This window comes from Burkholderia sp. HAN2018 (assembly GCF_024704855.1).
GTDB classification, from domain to species: Bacteria; Pseudomonadota; Gammaproteobacteria; order Burkholderiales; family Burkholderiaceae; genus Burkholderia; species Burkholderia cepacia.
Genome location: NZ_QOBB01000035.1, coordinates 1 through 18,826, shown reverse-complemented (window position 1 = coordinate 18,826; position 18,826 = coordinate 1). Strand labels below are relative to the sequence as shown.

Below are 18,826 nucleotides of genomic sequence, written 5' to 3'. Positions count from 1 at the left end.
GAGCGTGGCCGCCCATGCAAACCGGCGATTAACCCATCACTCCCAGTCGAGGCCGCCTTTCTTCCAGATATAGGCAAAGCCCAGCAGGAATTCGAGCAGAAAAATCATCATTGCGATGAAACCCGGCCAGCCGATGTCCCGGAGCGCGACGCCCCACGGAAACAGGAATGCGGTTTCGAGATCGAAGATGATGAACAGGATGGCGACGAGGTAGTACCGGACGTCGAATTTCATCCGGGCGTCTTCAAAGGCTTCGAAGCCGCACTCGTACGGTGCGTTCTTCTCGACGTCCGGCTTGTTGGGACCAAGAAGCTTGCCGATGCTGACCAGCGCTATACCTAAACCAGTGCCCACGAGGAGGAACAACAAGACGGGGTAATAGGCTGCGAGGTTCAAGGCAATCCTCTATCGGTTGGTTCTGAGCGTCCGGAGAATACCACTTCCGGCGGAAGGAATCATTTCGGAGTGCACGCGATCGCAAGACAACCGCAAGCACACCCCAGAAATGAAAAATGCCAGCCACTAGAAGCGGCTGGCATTGAGTAACTTTGGTGCCGACGGCGAGACTCGAACTCGCACAGCTTTCGCCACTACCCCCTCAAGATAGCGTGTCTACCAATTTCACCACGTCGGCACTGCATGCAACCGGGGTTGTAACTACTTGTTTCCCGCGAATCGCTTCAAGAATTAAATTCTAACCCGAGTCCCGGAATTGTTCAACGCACAATCGCAAAAATTTTAACTTTTTATTTCGGGACATCCTGGCCCGGCGCGCTCGCAGCCGAACCCGCAACGGCAGCCGATGCCGCGACTACCGGCGCCGATGCTGCAGGTGCCGATGCCGGCGCGGTCGCTGCCGTGCCGAGCACACCGGCCGACGGCGTCGACTTGTACGAACCGAGATACGTCAGCGCCAGCGTCGCGACGAAGAAGATCGTCGCGAGAATGCCCGTCGTACGCGACAGGAAGTTCGCCGACCCCGTGGCACCGAACAGGCTGCCCGACGCGCCGCTGCCGAACGCAGCGCCCATGTCGGCACCCTTGCCGTGCTGCAGCAGCACGAGACCAATCACACCGAGTGCAGACAGCACCTGCACCACAATAATCAGCGTCTTGAATAACAGCATCACACCCACCCGATTGGATCGGGCGACCGGAACGACCGGCCGCCCTCATGGTTCAATTCGATCCCGGACCGCTTATCGCGCGGCCCGGCAGATCGCCAGGAAATCTTCCGCCTTCAGCGACGCGCCGCCGATCAGGCCACCGTCGATGTCCGGCTGCGCGAACAGCTCTTCCGCGTTGTCCGGCTTCACGCTGCCGCCGTACAACACGGACACGTCCGCCGCACCCTTTGCCGCGAGACGCCCACGCAGGAACGCATGCACGTCCTGTGCCTGCGCCGACGTCGCGCTCTTGCCCGTGCCGATCGCCCAGACCGGCTCGTACGCGACGACGATGCGCGCAGCCTCGTCGGCCGTCAGCACGGCCAGCACTGCGTCGAGCTGCGCACCGACCACCTGCTCGGTCGCACCCGACTCGCGCTCGTCGAGCGTCTCGCCAACGCACACGACCGGCGTGAGCCCCGCCGCGAGCGCGCGCTGCGTCTTCGCCGCGACCGTCTCGTTGCGCTCGCCGTGATACGCGCGACGCTCCGAATGACCGACGATCGCATAGCGTGCGCCGAACTCCGCGACCATCGCGGCTGCCACTTCGCCGGTGAACGCGCCCTGTTCGTGCGCCGACACATCCTGCGCACCCCAGGCCACACGGCCGCCGTCGAGCTGCGCCTGAACCTGCGCGAGATACGGGAACGGCACGCACACGCCGACCGATGTTTCGGCCGCCACCGCGCCCGCACCCTGCACCACTTCGTTCAGCAACGCCTGGTTGCCGGCCAGCCGGCCGTGCATCTTCCAGTTGCCGATCACACGCTTAGTTCTCTGTTTCGACATCGTGTCTGTCTCGTCACCGCTTGGTCATTAACGTGCCGGAAACCGGCCGTCAGGTTTGATCTGGCGAAGCAAACCCGCGATTTTACTGCGCACGGCTTGAACCGGTCAAACCGCGCATGTCAAGCCCGGCCACACGGGCCGTCAGGCGTTCGACCCCCAATCCAGGACGATCTTGCCGGTGTGCTCGCTGCTTTCCATCAGCGCATGCGCCTGCGCGGCATCCGCGGCCGGCAATACACGATAGATCACCGGCTTGATACGGCCATCGGCAATCAGCGGCCACACGCGCGCCTTCAGTTGCGCGGCGATCTGCGCCTTGAACTCGACCGGACGCGGGCGCAGCGTCGAGCCCGTGATCGTCAGCCGGCGACGCAGGATCTCGCCGAGGTTGATGTCGGCCTTCGCGCCGCCGAGCAGCGCGATCAGCACGAGACGGCCGCCATCCGCGAGTGCGGACAGTTCGCGCGGCACGTACGAGCCCGCCACCATGTCGAGGATCACGTCGACGCCGCGATCGTGCGTCAGCGACTTCACGACCTCGACGAAGTCTTCCGTCTTGTAGTTGATCGCGCGTTCGGCGCCGAGCGCCTCGCACGCGCGGCACTTGTCGGCAGTACCGGCCGTCGCGAACACGCGAAAGCCGAGCGCATGCGCGATCTGGATCGCCGTCACGCCGATGCCGCTCGAGCCGCCCTGCACGAGCAGCGTCTCCTGCTCGCCGCCCTCGCCCGCACCGAGCTGCGCACGGTCGAACACGTTGCTCCATACGGTGAAGAACGTTTCGGGCAGCGACGCGGCCTCGATATCCGTAAGCCCGTCGGGTACCGGCAGGCATTGCAGCAGCGGCGCGACCGCATACTCGGCATAACCGCCGCCCGCGAGCAGCGCACACACACGATCGCCCAGCTTCAGGCCGAACGGGTTCAGCGCCGCGTCGGACAGGTCGCCGCCGACGATCTCACCCGCGACCTCGAGGCCCGGGAGATCCGACGCGCCCGGCGGCGGCGCATACGCGCCCTTGCGCTGAAACACGTCGGGCCGGTTCACGCCGGAAGCCGCCACCTTGATCAGCACTTCGCCGCGCTTCGGTTCGGGGCGCGGGCGCTCCGCGAGCTTCAGCACGTCGGGGGCGCCGAATTCGGTGATTTCGATGGCTTTCATGGTGATGGTCGCTCCGGGATCAGGATCGGAATCGGATGGTGCGCCCGCACGCGGCACGGACGCGTTGCCGGCGCTGCTGCGCCGCACAACGATGCTACAGAAAAAACGGCCGGCACGCTTTCGCACTGCCGGCCGTTCGTCTGCCTGCCCGCTTACTGCTGCGGCGGCGTATCCGACTGCGCAGCTGCCGCTGCTTCATTCAGCAGCGCCTTCGCCGACAGGCGCACGCGACCCTTTTCGTCCGTCTGGATGACCTTGACCTTCACTTGCTGGCCTTCCTTCAGGTAGTCGTTGATGTCCTTCACACGCTCGTTGACGATTTCCGAGATGTGCAGCAGGCCATCCTTGCCCGGCAGCAGGTTCACGATCGCGCCGAAATCGAGCAGCTTCAGAACCGTGCCTTCGTACACCTGGCCGACTTCGATCTCGGCCGTGATTTGCTCGATGCGCTTCTTCGCTTCGGCCATGCCGTCGCTGTTCGTGCTCGCGATCGTCACGACGCCGTCGTCCGAGATGTCAATGGTCGTGCCCGTTTCTTCCGTCAGCGCGCGGATCACCGAACCGCCCTTGCCGATCACGTCGCGGATCTTTTCCGGGTTGATCTTGATCGTGATCATGCGCGGCGCGAATTCCGACAGTTGCGTGTTCGCACCCGAAACCGCCGACGTCATCTTGCCGAGGATGTGCATGCGGCCTTCCTTCGCCTGCGCGAGCGCGACCTGCATGATTTCCTTCGTGATGCCCTGGATCTTGATGTCCATCTGCAGCGCGGTCACGCCCTGCTCGGTGCCCGCGACCTTGAAGTCCATGTCGCCGAGGTGATCTTCGTCGCCGAGGATGTCGGTCAGCACCGCGAACTTGTTGCCTTCGAGGATCAGGCCCATCGCGATACCCGCGACGTGCGCCTTCATCGGCACGCCGGCGTCCATCAGCGCGAGGCAGCCGCCGCACACCGATGCCATCGACGACGAACCGTTCGATTCGGTGATTTCCGACACGACGCGGATCGAGTAGCCGAATTCGTCGGCGCTCGGCAGGCACTTGACCAGCGCGCGCTTCGCGAGGCGGCCGTGGCCGATTTCGCGACGCTTCGGCGAGCCGACGCGGCCCGTTTCGCCGGTCGCGAACGGGGGCATGTTGTAGTGGAGCATGAAGCGCTCGCGGTATTCGCCTTCGAGCGCGTCGATGATCTGCTCGTCACCCTTCGTGCCGAGCGTCGCGACGACCAGCGCCTGCGTTTCGCCGCGCGTGAACAGCGCCGAGCCGTGGGTACGCGGCAGCACGCCGGTACGGATCTCGATCGGGCGCACGGTGCGCGTGTCGCGGCCGTCGATACGCGGCTCGCCGTTCAGGATCTGCGAACGGACGATCTTCGCTTCGATGTCGAACAGCACGTTGCCGACGGTGGCCTTGTCGGCCGCTGCCGTACCGGCTGCCAGCGCGTCTTCCTCGAGCTTCGCCGAGGTCGCTGCGTAAACTTCCTTCAGCTTCGTCGAACGCGCTTGCTTGTCGCGCAGCTGGTAAGCGGCGAGCAGGTCGTTCTGTGCCAGCTCGGTCACGCGTGCGATCAGCGCCTCGTTCTTCGGCGCCGGCTGCCAGTCCCACTCGGGCTTGCCGCCTTCGCGCACCAGTTCGTGGATCGCGTCGATCGCGACTTGCATCTGCTCGTGGCCGAACACCACGGCGCCCAGCATCACGTCTTCCGACAGCTGGTCGGCTTCCGATTCGACCATCAGCACCGCACGCTCCGTACCCGCGACGACGAGGTCGAGGCTCGATGCCTTGATCTGGTCACGCGTCGGGTTCAGCACGTAGGCGTTGTCGATGTAGGCAACGCGCGCAGCACCGACCGGGCCGTTGAACGGCAGGCCCGACACGGCGAGCGCAGCCGATGCGCCGATCAGCGCGGGGATGTCCGCCGGGATTTCCGGGTTCACGGACAGCACGTGGATCACGACCTGGACTTCGTTGTAGAAGCCTTCCGGGAACAGCGGGCGCAGCGGACGGTCGATCAGGCGCGACGTCAGCGTCTCGTGCTCCGACGGACGGCCTTCGCGACGGAAGAAGCCACCCGGGATCTTGCCGGCCGAGTAGGTCTTCTCGAGGTAATCGACGGTCAGCGGGAAGAAGTCCTGACCCGGCTTCGCCGACTTCGCGCCGACGACGGTTGCCAGCACGACGGTGTCTTCGACGTCGACGATCACGGCGCCGCTTGCCTGGCGAGCGACTTCACCGGTTTCGAGGCGCACCTTGTGCTGGCCCCACTGGAATTCCTTCACGACCTTGTTGAACATGGACATGGTTGCTCCTTTGAATTCATGCATTTCATTCGCCGCGCCGGCCATCCCGCGCGGCGGCGTCCCGACCGAATCACCCGGAGCAAGGTGTGTTTTTTATGCCATTCCAGCGCGGCACTCGTGCAGCGACGCGCTGGAATGACACAAATCCTGCCCCGGTATCAGTCGTTGCGGCGGCCCCGCACGGTCGTGCCGGACAGCCTGCGATGCGTGTGACGCTACGCAACGCGCAAAAACAAAATGCCTGTATCAGCGGACTGACACAGGCATCTTGCTGGCGGCAATCGCCTCGATTACTTACGCAGACCCAGCTTCTCGATCAGTGCGCGGTAACGGTCGGCATCCTTGCCCTTGAGGTAGTCGAGCAGCTTGCGGCGGCGGCTCACCATGCGCAGCAGGCCGCGGCGGCTGTGGTGATCCTTCGCGTGGGTCTTGAAGTGACCCGTCAGTTCGACGATACGTGCGGTCAGCAGTGCGACCTGGACTTCGGGCGACCCCGTGTCGTTCGTACCGCGGGCGAACTGAGCAACGACTTCCGACTTCTTGATATCTGCAACAGACATGAGATTTCCTTGGTTTCTACTTTCTAACTGAACAGGCGGACACGGAAGAATGGCCGTGCCGTGACTTACAACCGGCGGGCATTGTAGCACAACTCCACGCCGTTCTTACCGCCCCCTGTCACGGGCGTGTCATCGAGCAGGCGGACGGCATCTCGGTACGCTGCGCCGGCACCGCGAGCACCGTCCGGAAGCCATAGCCCGACCCCTCGTTGTCGAAGCGCACGCCCGGCGTGCCGGCCTTTTCCATCTCCATCACGTAAAGGGGCTGGATCAACTGATGGTCCTGCGCGCGCATCCGCGACGCGTGGAAGCCGTCGTCGAACGACAGCCCCTCGAGCGCACGCGCGACCGCGACAGGGTCGGCCGAACCCGCACGGTTCATCGCGGCGGCCAGCATCTCGATCATCAGGCTCATCCGCCGCACCGGATAGTCGTCCTGGGCGGCTGGAAAACGGTTCCGGAACGCCCGGTAGAACGCGTCCGATTTCGCACCGCCTGCGTTCGGGTGCCAGTCCGCCACGGCGACGACCCGCCCGACACCGGCGTCGCCGAGGGCTGCCGGCGCGCCGAGGCTGTTGCCGTAGAACGTGTAGAACTTCGCATTCAGCCCTTGCTCCCGCGCCGCCTTCACGAGCAGCGTGAGGTCGTTGCCCCAGTTGCCGGTCACGACGGCGTCGGCGCCGCTCGCGCGAATCTTCGCGATGTACGGCGAGAAATCCTTGATCCGGCCGATCGGGTGGAACTCGTCGCCGGCGATCGTCACGTCCGGGCGCCGTGCGGCCAGCGCCTGCCGTGCGAGCGTGCTGACGTCGTGGCCGAAACTGTAGTCCTGGTTCAGCAGGTAGACCTTGCGCAGCGCGCGGTCGCGTGCCATCACGTCCGCGAGTGCGGCCATCCGCATGCCGGCGTGCGCATCGAAGCGGAAATGCCAGAAACTGCAGCGCGCGCCGGTCAGCGCCGGATCGTCGGCCGAATAGTTGAGGAACAGCATCCGGTTGTCCGGATCGCGCGCGTTCAGCTTGTCGAGCGCCGCGACGAGCGCGGCCGCGACGGCCGAGCTGTTGCCCTGCGTGACGAAGCCGATGTGGCGATCCGCGGCCGCGCGCAGCTGCACGAGCGCCTCCTCGGGGCTGCCCTTGCTGTCGAGCACGACGAGTTCGAGCGGGTGCGCGCCGTCGCGCAGCTTCACGCCGCCCGCCGCGTTCACCTGCTCGACGCCGAAGCGCAGGTTGCGCTCGACCGCCGCGCCCGCGTTCGCGAACGGGCCCGACATCCCTTCGATCAGCGCGATCCGCACCGGCTCGCCGCCGGCAAATGCGGACGACACCAGCATCCACCCCGCGCTCAACGCGAGCGCGCACCGCTTCCACCCCTGCATCGGCCACCTGCCCTTCAATCAGCCCGAGAAGCGCGGATCATAGGCCGGCGCCCCCGCCGCCCGCAAGCGTGACCGTGCCGGCGATCCGCACCGATTTTTTCCAAGCGATGCGCGATCGCTCGCCGTCCGTGATAAAACGGGACTTGTTTCCGTGTTCTGGAGAATCCCCATGCGCATTCGCATTTCCGCGCGCCTGCCGGTGCTGCTCGCCAGCGCCGCCGCGCTGCTGACCGGTTGCGCGCAACCGTGGCAGCAATACCAGGCCGGCCAGGACGAGTCGGCGATCGTCGCACGCATGGGCCCGCCGCGCGAGATCTACGACCTGCCCGGCGGCGGCAAGCGCCTGATGTGGCCAACCCAGCCGATGGGCGAGATCACCGTCGCGGCCGACGTCGATGCGGCCCACAAGATCGTCAACGTGCGTCAGGTCCTGCAGCCGAGCGAGTTCTATCGTGCGGAGATCGGCAAGTGGACGAAGACCGACGTCCTCGTCAACTTCGGACGCCCCGTCGAGACGTCCTACTTCCCGCTGATGAAGCGCGAGGTATGGACGTACCGGTATCTCGAGGACAACGTCTGGTACATGATGTACAGCTTCTACTTCGACCCGCAGGGCATCCTGCGCATCACGCAGAAAACACCCGACCCGTTGCACGACCCCGACCGCCGCAACCTGTTCTGACCGATTACGCATTTACGCGCAATTATCTCGATGGCCATTCACGAATCATTGCGTGAATGGCCATTTCCTTTTTTCCGCCGGCTTATTAATTCGGCAAATGCGACGGAAATCTTTTCCGATCGATGACAGGCCGATGGCAATTCGCTGACATCCCCGTCATACGGGCCTTTGCCTGAAAACAGGCACGCGCAGTGCATATCATGCGGTGAGTTGGTGCATGCAATGCACTACGCCAAACCAATTTGAAACAATTTGTTTCAACACCCCCGAAGCGCTAGGGCATACCCCTAATATCAGTCGAAACTCAACCTTTCAATTTAGAAAGAATGCCATTTCGTCATTTTTGCCGATATTCGATTGCCTTTATCTCAAAGGAGTCCTCATGAATCGCCCCAAGAGCATGCTGGTTGCCAACATCGCCTGGGCCCGCGAAACGCGTGAACACACGCCCGGTTTCTTCGACGCGCTCGCGCGCGGCCAGAACCCGCGCGTGCTGTGGATCGGCTGCGCCGACAGCCGCGTGCCGGCCGAAACCATCACGCACTGCGCACCCGGCGAGCTGTTCGTCCATCGCAACATCGCGAACCTGTTCCATCCCGACGACGACAATTCCGCCAGCGTGCTCGAGTACGCGGTGCGCGTGCTGCAGGTCGACCACGTGATCGTGTGCGGGCACTACGGGTGCGGCGGCGTACGCGCATCGCTGCTGCCGCCGCCGTCCGACCTGCCGCACGTCGCACGCCGCATCGCGCCGCTGTGCGCGCTCGCGCGACGGCATCGTGACACGCTGGACGGGCTCGACGACACGGCCGCCGCCGACCGCCTCGCCGAGCTCAACGTGCTCGAACAGGTGCGGCTGCTGCGCGCGTCCCCGATCGTGCAGGGCCGCGAACGGCCACCGCTCGTGCACGGCTGGATCTTTTCGCTCGCGGACGGCCGCCTGAAGGAACTCGATTCCGGCTACACCACCCCGCCCGCCGACGTCGAACCCGTGCAGGCCGTCGCGGCCTGCGCGCTCGGCTGACCTGCCCCCAAAGCCAATGAAATCATCCCGACCATGAAACTGAACCAGCGTCTGTCCACCCTGCCGCGCGACATCGTCGCGGGCGTCGTCGTGTTCCTCGTCGCGCTGCCGCTGTGTCTCGGCATCGCCAATGCATCCGGTGTCGAACCGTTTGCCGGGCTCGTATCCGGCATCGTCGGCGGCATCGTCGTCGCGCTGCTGAGCGGCTCGTCGCTGTCCGTCAGCGGGCCGGCCGCCGGCCTCGTCGTGATCGTCGTCGAAGGCATCGCACAACTCGGCAGCTTCTCCGCATTCCTGCTCGCGGTGCTGCTGTCCGGCGTCCTGCAGTTCGGGTTCGGCATGCTGCGCGCCGGCCGCTTCGCCGCCTACGTACCGTCACCCGTCATCAAGGGCATGCTCGCCGCGATCGGCCTGCTGCTGATCGTGAAACAGATTCCGTTCGCGTTCGGTATCGGCGGGTCGGCCGCGCAATCGTTTGCGAACTGGCCCGGCCTGCCGGTCGCGTGGGCCGCCACGGCCATCGCGCTTGCGTCGCTCGCGCTGCTGATCGCGTGGGACACGTCCGCGCTGCGCCGCTTCGCGCTGGTGCGCTCGGTGCCGGCTCCGCTTGCGGTCGTCGTGCTGGGTATCGGCGCCACGCTCGTGCTGAGCATCGTCGCACCGTCGGTCGCGCCGGGTGCCGCCCATCGCGTGACGCTGCCCGAACTCGGCTCGTTCGCGGCCTTTGCGGCGTCGCTCAAGCATGCGGAGCTCGGCCCGAACTTCGCGCAGCTCGTCAATCCGGACGTGTGGCGCGTCGCGATCACGCTCGCGGTCGTCGCGAGCCTCGAGACGCTGCTGAGCCTCGAAGCCGTCGAGCAGATCGACCCGAAGCGCCGGCCGACCCAGCCCGATCGCGAACTCAAGGCCCAGGGCGTCGGCAATCTCGTCGCGGGCGCGGTCGGCGGGCTGCCGATCACGTCGGTGATCGTGCGCAGTTCGGTGAACGTCAACGCGGGCGCGCAAAGCCGGATGTCGGCGATCGTGCACGGGATGCTGCTGCTCGCGAGCGTGTTCGCGCTCACCGGGCTGATCAACCTGATCCCGCTCGCGAGCCTGGCCGCGATCCTGATCCATACCGGCTTCAAGCTGGCGAAACCGGCGCTGTTCCGCTCGGTGATGAAACAGGGGCCGGCCGCCTTCGTGCCGTTCGCCGCGACGATCGCCGGCGTGCTCGCGGTTGACCTGCTGTTCGGCATCGCGCTCGGCCTCGCGTGCAGCGTGCTGGTCGTCGCCGTCGCGAACCTGAAGAGCCCCGTGACGCTCGCGCAGCACGACGACCACTTCCTGCTGTCGTTCCGCAAGGACGTGTCGTTTCTCGGCAAGGTTCAGGTCAAGCATCACCTGCGGCACATCCCCGACCGGGCCGCGGTGATCATCGACGCGACACGCGCCGATTACATCGATCACGACGTGCTCGAACTGCTCGACGCGTTCGTCGCCGATGCGCCGCGACGTGGCATCGCCGTCGAGTTCCGGCGCCGCAGCCCGGTGCCGCGCACGGCCGCGCGCCGCTGGCTGTTCCGTGCGCCGGCTGCCGAATGAGCGGTGCATGAAAAACGCCCCGGCGGCGCAGGGCCGCACGGGGCGTTTCGGTGATGCGCGACGCGCGGCGCTTACGAGCGCTGCGGATTGACCTTGTCGTCCTTCGAATGCAGCTTGTTCAGCGCGGAGATGTACGCCTTCGCGGATGCGGCGACGATGTCCGGATCGGTGCCGACGCCGTTGACGATCCGCCCGCTCTTCGACAGCCGGACAGTCACTTCACCCTGCGCCTGCGTACCGGTCGTGATCGCGTTCACCGAATACAGCAGCAGCTCGGAACCACTGCCGACTTCGCTCTCGATCGCATTGAACGTCGCGTCGACCGGGCCGTTGCCGCGCGCCTCGCCGGTCACTTCCTTGCCGTCGACCCCGAACACGACCTTCGCGTGCGGCTGCTCGCCCGTTTCCGAGTGCTGCGACAGCGACACGAACTTGAAGTGTTCCTGCTCGTGTGCGAGCGCCGATTCCTCGGACACGATCGCGATAATGTCCTCGTCGAAGATCTCGGCCTTGCGATCGGCCAGATCCTTGAAGCGCATGAACGCCGCGTTCAGTTCGCTTTCGCTGTCGAGCGACACGCCGAGCTCCTGCAGGCGCTGCTTGAACGCGTTACGGCCCGACAGCTTGCCGAGCACGATCTTGTTCGCGGTCCAGCCCACGTCTTCCGCGCGCATGATCTCGTAGGTGTCGCGCGCCTTCAGCACGCCGTCCTGGTGGATGCCCGATGCGTGCGCGAACGCATTCGCGCCGACCACCGCCTTGTTCGGCTGCACGACGAAGCCGGTGATCTGCGACACGAGCTTCGACGTCGGCACGATCTGCGTCGTGTCGATGCCGACGTCGAGGCCGAAGTAGTCCTTGCGGGTCTTCACCGCCATCACGATTTCCTCGAGCGACGTGTTGCCCGCGCGCTCGCCGAGACCGTTGATCGTGCACTCGATCTGGCGCGCGCCGCCGATCTTCACGCCGGCGAGCGAGTTCGCCACCGCCATCCCGAGGTCGTTGTGGCAATGCACGGAGAAGATCGCCTTGTCCGAGTTCGGAATACGTTCGCGCAGCGTCTTCACGAGGTTGCCGTAGAGCTCGGGCACGCCGTAGCCGACCGTGTCGGCGATGTTGATGGTCGTCGCCCCTTCGGCGATCACGGCTTCCAGCACGCGGCACAGGAAGTCGAGGTCCGAACGGCTGCCGTCTTCCGGCGAGAATTCGACGTTATCGGTGAACTTGCGTGCGAAACGCACCGCGAGACGCGCCTGCTCGAACACCTGGTCCGGCGTCATGCGCAGCTTCTTCTCCATGTGCAGCGGCGACGTCGCGATGAACGTGTGGATCCGCGAGCTGTTGGCCGGCTTCAGCGCGTCGGCCGCACGCTGGATGTCCTTGTCGTTGGCCCGCGCCAGCGAGCAGATCGTGCTGTCCTTCACGAGACCGGCGATCGTGTGGATCGCGTCGAAATCGCCGTTCGAGCTGGCCGCGAAGCCGGCCTCGATCACGTCGACCTTCATCCGCTCGAGATGCTTCGCGATGCGGATTTTCTCTTCCTTCGTCATCGACGCGCCGGGCGATTGTTCGCCGTCACGCAACGTCGTATCGAAAATGATCAGCTTGTCTGTCATGGGGGGCTCCAGGGCTCTTTATACGGAAGTCAAACGTAACGAGATCGCGCCACCGTTGGCGACGCTCAACAACAGACGAAGCTTGACGGAGGGCGGGAACGGTCAGCGCGGCAGGCGCGCCGAAGCTAGCGCGCGTAGCGGCGCACCGGCTAGAAGGAGGGAGAGGCGGGAAAATGCAGTCATGCCGAAGACTATAGCGGCATTCCGTTGGGTGCGCAATCGGACGGCACCCGGGGTTTCCGGCAGCCTGGGTCGAACAGGGGGACAAATGAAAACGGCGGCCCCGAGGCCGCCGTTTCCGGGTAAACAACGCGCGTCAGTGATCGCGCTGCGACGAGCGCGCGGGGTTTGCCCGCCCGCGCACGGCCATGTAGGCCCAGAACACGTAGCCGGACAGCCCGTACAGCACGAACAGGCAGAACAGCATCAGCGGCGGGTCGGACGACACGAGCACGAACGCGACGACGACCAGCAGGATCGCCGCGAACGGCACGCGGTGCCGCACGTCGAGCGCCTTGCCGCTGTAGAACGGCGCGTTCGACACCATCGTCACGCCCGCATAGATCGTCAGCACGAATGCGACCCACGGCAGCCAGCCGAGCTTCATCGGCACGCGGTTGTCGGTGGCGAGCCACACGAAGCCCGCGATCAGCGCGGCGGCGGCCGGGCTCGGCAGCCCCTGGAAGAAACGCTTGTCGACGACGCCGATGTTCGTGTTGAAGCGCGCGAGGCGCAGCGCGGCGCCCGAGCAGTAGACGAACGCGGCAAGCCAGCCCCAGCGGCCGAGATCCTTCAGCACCCACTCGTACATCACGAGCGCGGGCGCGACACCGAACGACACCATGTCCGACAGGCTGTCGAACTGCTCGCCGAACGCGCTCTGCGTATGCGTCATCCGCGCGACGCGCCCGTCCATCCCGTCGAGCACCATCGCCACGAAAATCGCGATTGCGGCGATCTCGAAGCGCACGTTCATCGCCTGCACGACCGCGAAGAAGCCGCAGAACAGCGCGGCGGTCGTGAACGCGTTCGGCAGCAGGTAGATGCCGCGCGTCTTCAGGAACCGCTGGCGCGCGGCGCGGCGGCTCTCGATCGGCACCGGATCGGCGGCCATCCCCTTGTTGCGGCGGAACGGGCGTGGCGTCTGGCCGGCGCCGTTGCGCGGCCGACGCGGTTTGAATGCGGCCATCGTGCGCCCCGCCGCTTACTGTTCGAGCTCGGCGAGGATCGTCGACGACGCGTAGACCTTCTCGCCGATCGATACCTTCGCGCGGCTGCCGAGCGGCAGGTACACGTCGACGCGCGAACCGAAGCGGATGAAACCGTAGCGCTGGCCGCGCGACAGCGGCTCGCCGGCGCGCACGTAGCAGAGAATCCGGCGTGCGACGAGGCCGGCGATCTGCACGGCAGTCACGGTCTTGCCGCTCGCCGTCTGGATCACGACCGCGTTACGCTCGTTCTCGGTGGATGCCTTGTCGATCGCCGCGTTCAGGAACGCACCCGGGAAGTACTCGACCTTGGAGATCGCGCCATCGACCGGCGAGCGCTGCGAATGGACGTTGAATACATTCATGAACACGCTGATCTTCAGCGCTTCGCGGTTCGCGTACGGATCCTGCGCGGTCTCGACCGCGACGATGCGACCGTCTGCCGGGCACAGCACCGCGTTCGGCTGCGCCGGGATCGGGCGCTGCGGATCACGGAAGAACTGGACGACGAAGACGAGCAGCAGCCAGAACGGCCACGCGAAGCCGAAGCCCCCGACGGCGTGGATCAACAGCGCGATGACGGCAGCAATCGCGATGAACGGCCAGCCTTCGCGCGCGATGATCGGATGAGGATAGTTCATGGATTCGTTCTGTGTTCGGTGAATTGCAAAGCCCGTAGCATAACAAAAGCCGCCCGGGGCACTGCTGCCTTCGGGCGGCTTTTTGGTACCGGCCCTCTATTCGAGGGGCCGGAACAGCACGCGGTGCTTAGTTCTTCGTCTGGTCGACGAGCTTGTTCTTCGCGATCCACGGCATCATCGCGCGCAGCTTCGCACCGACCTGCTCGATCTGGTGCTCGGCCGTCAGGCGACGGCGCGACTGCAGCGTCGGTGCGCCTGCCTTGTTCTCGAGGATGAAGCTCTTCGCGTACTCGCCCGTCTGGATGTCGGTCAGGCACTGCTTCATCGCCTTCTTCGTCTCTTCCGTCACGATGCGCGGGCCCGTCACGTACTCGCCGTACTCGGCGTTGTTCGAGATCGAGTAGTTCATGTTCGCGATGCCGCCTTCGTAGATCAGGTCGACGATCAGCTTCAGTTCGTGCAGGCACTCGAAGTACGCCATTTCCGGCGCGTAACCTGCCTCGACCAGCGTTTCGAAACCAGCCTTGATCAGCTCGACGGTACCGCCGCACAGCACGGCCTGCTCGCCGAACAGGTCGGTTTCGGTTTCTTCACGGAAGTTCGTCTCGATGATGCCGGCACGGCCGCCGCCGTTCGCCGCAGCGTACGACAGCGCGATGTCGCGTGCCGCGCCCGACTTGTTCTGCGCAACCGCGATCAGGTGCGGCACGCCGCCACCTTGCGAGTACGTGCCGCGCACGGTGTGGCCCGGCGCCTTCGGCGCGATCATGATCACGTCGAGGTCGGCGCGCGGGATCACCGCGCCGTAGTGGACGTTGAAGCCGTGCGCGAATGCCAGCGCCGAGCCCTGCTTGATGTTCTCGTGCACTTCCTTCGCGTACACGTCGGCGATCTGCTCGTCCGGCAGCAGCATCATCACGACGTCGGCGCCCTTCACCGCTTCCGCGACTTCCTTGACCGACAGGCCGGCGTTCTCGGCCTTGCTCCACGACGCGCCGCCCTTGCGCAGGCCGACCGTCACGTTGACACCGCTGTCCTTCAGGTTCAGCGCGTGTGCATGGCCTTGCGAGCCGTAGCCGATGATCGTGACTTGCTTGCCCTTGATGAGGGAGAGGTCAGCGTCTTTGTCGTAGAAAACGTTCATGATGGTTCCTTCGCTAATTCAAAAATTCAACAATTCGTTCGGATGGAGTACTGCGGGCCGGGACATGACGGCGCACCCGGCGTGCCACTTTGGCAATGTCGGCATCACACCTTCAGGATGCGCTCGCCGCGTCCGATGCCGGAGCTGCCGGTGCGCACGGTCTCGAGGATCGCGCCCGCGTCCAGCCCCTGGATGAATGCGTCGAGCTTGTCGCTCGCGCCCGTCAATTCGATCGTGTAGGTCTTTTCGGTCACGTCGATGATGCGGCCGCGGAAAATGTCCGCCATCCGCTTCATTTCTTCGCGCTCCTTGCCCACTGCACGTACCTTGATCAGCATCAGCTCGCGTTCGATGTGTGCACCGTCGGTCAGGTCCACCACTTTCACCACCTCGATCAGGCGGTTCAGATGCTTCGTGATCTGTTCGATCACGTCGTCGGAGCCAATGGAAACGATGGTGAGCCGCGACAGCGATTGGTCTTCGGTCGGCGCCACCGTCAAGGTTTCGATGTTGTAGCCGCGTGCGGAAAACAGACCGACCACGCGCGACAACGCGCCCGGTTCGTTCTCCAGCAGGACGGAAATGATGTGTCTCATGTTCGCTTCTTCCAGAATGTGTCCGTGTCGATTCACTCGCGCCGCGCGCCGCCGCGTGCCGCACCGCCCTTCGTGAAGGCGGCCGCTTCGGCCCAGGCGCGCGTCGCGCCGTTACAGGTCTTCCGATCCGAGCAGCATCTCGGTGATGCCCTTGCCGGCCTGTACCATCGGCCAGACGTTTTCGGTCGGATCGGTCTGGAAGTCGAGAAACACGGTGCGGTCCTTCAGGCGCAGCGCTTCCTTCAGCGCCGGCTCCACATCCGAAGTCTTTTCGATCCGCATGCCGACATGGCCGTACGCTTCGGCGAGCTTCACGAAGTCAGGCAGCGCATCCATGTACGAATGCGAATAGCGCTTGCTGTATTCGATCTGCTGCCACTGGCGAACCATGCCGAGATAGCGGTTGTTCAGCGAAATGATCTTCACGGGCGTGTCGTACTGCAGGCAGGTCGACAACTCCTGAATGCACATCTGGATCGAGCCTTCGCCCGTGATGCACAGCACGTCGTCGTCCGGGTGCGCCATCTTGACGCCCATCGCTGCCGGCAGGCCGAAGCCCATCGTGCCGAGGCCGCCGGAGTTGATCCAGCGACGCGGCTTGTTGAAACGGTAGAACTGCGCCGCCCACATCTGGTGCTGGCCGACGTCCGAGCACACGAACGCATTGCCGTCCGTCAGCTCCCACGCCTTCTCGACCACGTACTGCGGCTTGATGATCTCGCTTTCGCGGTCGTACTTCAGGCAGTCCTTCGCGCGCCAGCCCTCGATGTCCTTCCACCATTGCGCGAGGGCTTCGGTGTCGGGGCCATGCTCGGCCGTCTGCAGCTGCTCGATCAGCTCCTTCAGCACCTCCTTCACGTCGCCGACGATCGGGATGTCGACCTTCACGCGCTTCGAGATCGACGACGGGTCGATGTCGATGTGGATGATCTTGCGCGGACGCGACGCGAAGTGCGCCGGATCGCCGATCACACGGTCGTCGAAGCGGGCACCGATCGCGATCAGCACGTCGCAGTGCTGCATCGCCATGTTCGCTTCGTAGGTGCCGTGCATGCCGAGCATGCCGAGGAATTTCTTGTCCGACGCGCGATAGCCGCCGAGGCCCATCAGCGTGTTCGTGACCGGGTAGCCGAGCAGGTCCGCGAACTGGTTCAGTTCGCGCGACGCGTCGGCGAGGATGATGCCGCCGCCCGTGTAGATGTACGGACGCTTCGCCGTCAGCAGCAGCGACACGGCCTTGCGGATCTGACCCGAATGGCCCTTCGTGACCGGGTTGTACGAACGCAGCGACACGCTCTTGACCGGCTCGTACTGGCACGGCGTCTTCGAGATGTCCTTCGGGATGTCGATCAGCACGGGGCCCGGACGGCCGGTGCGGGCGATGTAGAACGCCTTCTTGACGGTTTCCGCGAGGTCGCGCACGTCCTTCACGAGGAAGTTGTGCTTCACGCACGGACGCGTGATGCCGACGGTGTCGCACTCCTGGAAAGCGTCCTGGCCGATCGCTGCCGTGGGCACCTGGCCGCTGATCACGACCATCGGGATCGAATCCATGTACGCCGTTGCGATGCCGGTCACCGCGTTGGTGACACCGGGGCCCGACGTCACGAGGCAGACGCCGACATTGCCGGTGGAACGCGCATACGCATCGGCTGCGTGCACGGCCGCCTGTTCGTGGCGCACCAGCACGTGCTGAATCTTGTCCTGCTTGTAAAGCTCGTCGTAGATGTAGAGTACCGAGCCGCCGGGGTAGCCCCAGATGAATTCGACGTTTTCATCGGCCAGTGCCTTCATGAGCACGGTGCCGCCGATGGAGTCGCTATCGGGAGGGGAAAGGGGTTCCGACGTGGAGAATTCCGCGCTGGGCATGTTCATTTTGACCTTTCGAATTTTCGGCAAAAAATTGATCGGGTGCTCTCTGCCGGGCTTGTGGCTCGGGTTCAAGCGGCGCGTCCAGTTTGAAGGGCAGGCTTCTTGGGCCAGCCTCAAATGAGACCATCACTTCATGTTGCGAATCGCTGACGATAGCGGGTCGCGAATGGGTCGTCAAGCAAAATATCCCGCAGCGCATCATGGGCCCCGCCCGGCACCCCGCCGCCGCGGCTCGCGCGCAACGTGCGGCGCCCGCCCCGGTGCCAAGCGGCACGAAAATTTGATAGCATCCGCGGGTTTTACGAAATTTTTCGACCTTTTTCACCACGCAGCGGCCCGCAGCGCATACCTTCACGGAATGGCATCAGACAAGGAACTCGCCGACTTTCTGGCGGGCGTCGAAAGGCGCGCGTTCAAGCAGGCCGCGTACGCCGTGCGTGACGACGATGCGTCGCTCGACATCGTGCAGGACGCGATGATCAAGCTTGCGGAGAAGTACGGCGACCGGCCGGCGGCCGAGCTGCCGCTGCTTTTTCAGCGGATCCTGCAGAACGCGATCCACGACTGGTTCCGCCGGCAGAAGGTCCGCAACACGTGGGTCACGCTGTTCTCGTCGCTGAACAACACCGACGACGACGATTTCGACCCGCTCGAAACCCTCGAATCCGCGGACGACAACGCGGGCGTCGAAAGCAGCGAGCACCGCCTCGAACGAGAGCAGGTTCTGGCCCTGATCGACGAAGAAATCCAGAAACTTCCGACGCGTCAACGGGAAGCGTTCCTGATGCGTTATTGGGAAGATATGGATGTCGCCGAGACTGCCGCCGCAATGGGGTGCTCCGAGGGCAGCGTCAAGACGCACTGCTCGCGAGCCACCCACACCCTGGCGCAAGCGCTCAAGGCCAAAGGAATCACGCTATGAGCTCCGCTCCCGCAAATCGAGAACACGAATTCGCGCTGAAGGTGCGCCGCGCGCTGGACGAGCGCGCGGCCGACCTGCCTGCCGCGACCACCGACCGTCTGGCCGCCGCCCGCCGGGCTGCGCTCGCGCGCAAGAAGCCCGAAGCCGCGACCGTGCCGGTGTTCGTGCCGGCCTTCGCCGGCG

General features: G+C 64.8%; 18 protein-coding genes and 1 tRNA gene. 5 read left to right on the top strand and 14 right to left on the bottom strand.

All coding sequences use genetic code 11. The features are described 5' to 3' along the window. Positions 1 to 36: 36 nt before the first annotated feature. The 8 genes from DPV74_RS11745 to DPV74_RS11710 form a co-directional block, all read right to left on the bottom strand. Positions 37 to 396, bottom strand: coding sequence for an NADH-quinone oxidoreductase subunit A (locus DPV74_RS11745; protein WP_006398798.1), 360 nt, complete (start codon positions 394 to 396; stop codon positions 37 to 39). Positions 397 to 549: 153 nt separating this feature from the next. Next, positions 550 to 634 (bottom strand) — tRNA-Leu (locus DPV74_RS11740). 112 nt (positions 635 to 746) lie between these two features. Further along, on the bottom strand, positions 747 to 1,127 hold the full coding sequence (gene secG / locus DPV74_RS11735) for a preprotein translocase subunit SecG (RefSeq protein ID WP_027786867.1): 381 nt from the start codon (positions 1,125 to 1,127) through the stop codon (positions 747 to 749). A 72-nt stretch (positions 1,128 to 1,199) separates the two neighbouring features. After that, positions 1,200 to 1,955 carry a triose-phosphate isomerase gene (tpiA, locus tag DPV74_RS11730; protein ID WP_021162811.1) on the bottom strand — a complete coding sequence of 252 codons (756 nt, stop codon included), beginning with the start codon at positions 1,953 to 1,955 and terminating at the stop codon, positions 1,200 to 1,202. A gap of 141 nt (positions 1,956 to 2,096) precedes the next feature. After that, positions 2,097 to 3,116 carry an NAD(P)H-quinone oxidoreductase gene (locus DPV74_RS11725; protein WP_060357746.1) on the bottom strand — a complete coding sequence of 340 codons (1,020 nt, stop codon included), beginning with the start codon at positions 3,114 to 3,116 and terminating at the stop codon, positions 2,097 to 2,099. 152 nt (positions 3,117 to 3,268) lie between these two features. Beyond that, positions 3,269 to 5,416: a polyribonucleotide nucleotidyltransferase gene (pnp, locus tag DPV74_RS11720; RefSeq protein ID WP_042977387.1), complete on the bottom strand. Its 2,148-nt coding sequence runs from the start codon at positions 5,414 to 5,416 to the stop codon at positions 3,269 to 3,271. A gap of 290 nt (positions 5,417 to 5,706) precedes the next feature. Further along, a complete protein-coding gene (rpsO, locus tag DPV74_RS11715) occupies positions 5,707 to 5,976 on the bottom strand; it encodes a 30S ribosomal protein S15 (RefSeq protein WP_006398792.1) in 270 nt (89 codons plus the stop codon). Positions 5,977 to 6,094: 118 nt separating this feature from the next. After that, entirely contained in the window at positions 6,095 to 7,354 is a 1,260-nt protein-coding gene (locus tag DPV74_RS11710) for a branched-chain amino acid ABC transporter substrate-binding protein (RefSeq protein ID WP_119337210.1), read from the bottom strand. A gap of 169 nt (positions 7,355 to 7,523) precedes the next feature. Between DPV74_RS11710 and DPV74_RS11705 the strand changes: the two genes are divergently transcribed. From DPV74_RS11705 to DPV74_RS11695, 3 genes are all read left to right on the top strand, one after another. After that, positions 7,524 to 8,036, top strand: coding sequence for a hypothetical protein (locus DPV74_RS11705; RefSeq protein ID WP_027786864.1), 513 nt, complete (start codon positions 7,524 to 7,526; stop codon positions 8,034 to 8,036). Between the two features lie 382 nt (positions 8,037 to 8,418). Next, the gene (locus DPV74_RS11700; protein ID WP_060086022.1) at positions 8,419 to 9,060 is read left to right on the top strand and encodes a carbonic anhydrase; all 642 of its coding nucleotides are present in this window, start codon (positions 8,419 to 8,421) and stop codon (positions 9,058 to 9,060) included. A gap of 33 nt (positions 9,061 to 9,093) precedes the next feature. After that, complete coding sequence (locus tag DPV74_RS11695; protein ID WP_119337209.1) at positions 9,094 to 10,644, top strand: SulP family inorganic anion transporter; 1,551 nt, start codon at positions 9,094 to 9,096, stop codon at positions 10,642 to 10,644. A 71-nt stretch (positions 10,645 to 10,715) separates the two neighbouring features. On the opposite strand, the gene DPV74_RS11690 is transcribed toward DPV74_RS11695, so the two are convergent. The 6 genes from DPV74_RS11690 to DPV74_RS11665 form a co-directional block, all read right to left on the bottom strand. Next, on the bottom strand, positions 10,716 to 12,260 hold the full coding sequence (locus DPV74_RS11690; protein ID WP_027786861.1) for a 2-isopropylmalate synthase: 1,545 nt from the start codon (positions 12,258 to 12,260) through the stop codon (positions 10,716 to 10,718). 316 nt (positions 12,261 to 12,576) lie between these two features. Beyond that, a complete protein-coding gene (pssA, locus tag DPV74_RS11685) occupies positions 12,577 to 13,449 on the bottom strand; it encodes a CDP-diacylglycerol--serine O-phosphatidyltransferase (RefSeq protein ID WP_021162801.1) in 873 nt (290 codons plus the stop codon). 15 nt (positions 13,450 to 13,464) lie between these two features. Continuing rightward, the gene (locus DPV74_RS11680; protein ID WP_011352710.1) at positions 13,465 to 14,109 is read right to left on the bottom strand and encodes a phosphatidylserine decarboxylase; all 645 of its coding nucleotides are present in this window, start codon (positions 14,107 to 14,109) and stop codon (positions 13,465 to 13,467) included. Positions 14,110 to 14,236: 127 nt separating this feature from the next. Beyond that, positions 14,237 to 15,253 (bottom strand): ketol-acid reductoisomerase, encoded by a 1,017-nt coding sequence (gene ilvC, locus DPV74_RS11675; RefSeq protein ID WP_021162800.1) that lies wholly within the window; start codon positions 15,251 to 15,253, stop codon positions 14,237 to 14,239. Between the two features lie 104 nt (positions 15,254 to 15,357). Further along, a complete protein-coding gene (gene ilvN / locus DPV74_RS11670; RefSeq protein ID WP_011352712.1) occupies positions 15,358 to 15,849 on the bottom strand; it encodes an acetolactate synthase small subunit in 492 nt (163 codons plus the stop codon). A 111-nt stretch (positions 15,850 to 15,960) separates the two neighbouring features. Further along, complete coding sequence (locus tag DPV74_RS11665) at positions 15,961 to 17,724, bottom strand: acetolactate synthase 3 catalytic subunit (protein ID WP_027786860.1); 1,764 nt, start codon at positions 17,722 to 17,724, stop codon at positions 15,961 to 15,963. Between the two features lie 355 nt (positions 17,725 to 18,079). On the opposite strand from DPV74_RS11665, the gene DPV74_RS11660 reads away from it, so the two are divergent. Both DPV74_RS11660 and DPV74_RS11655 read left to right on the top strand, forming a co-directional pair. After that, positions 18,080 to 18,643 (top strand): RNA polymerase sigma factor, encoded by a 564-nt coding sequence (locus DPV74_RS11660; RefSeq protein WP_027784998.1) that lies wholly within the window; start codon positions 18,080 to 18,082, stop codon positions 18,641 to 18,643. Then, a partial coding sequence (locus tag DPV74_RS11655; RefSeq protein WP_119337208.1) for a DUF3619 family protein occupies positions 18,640 to 18,826 on the top strand: 187 nt, incomplete at its 3' end. The genes DPV74_RS11660 and DPV74_RS11655, both read left to right, overlap by 4 nt.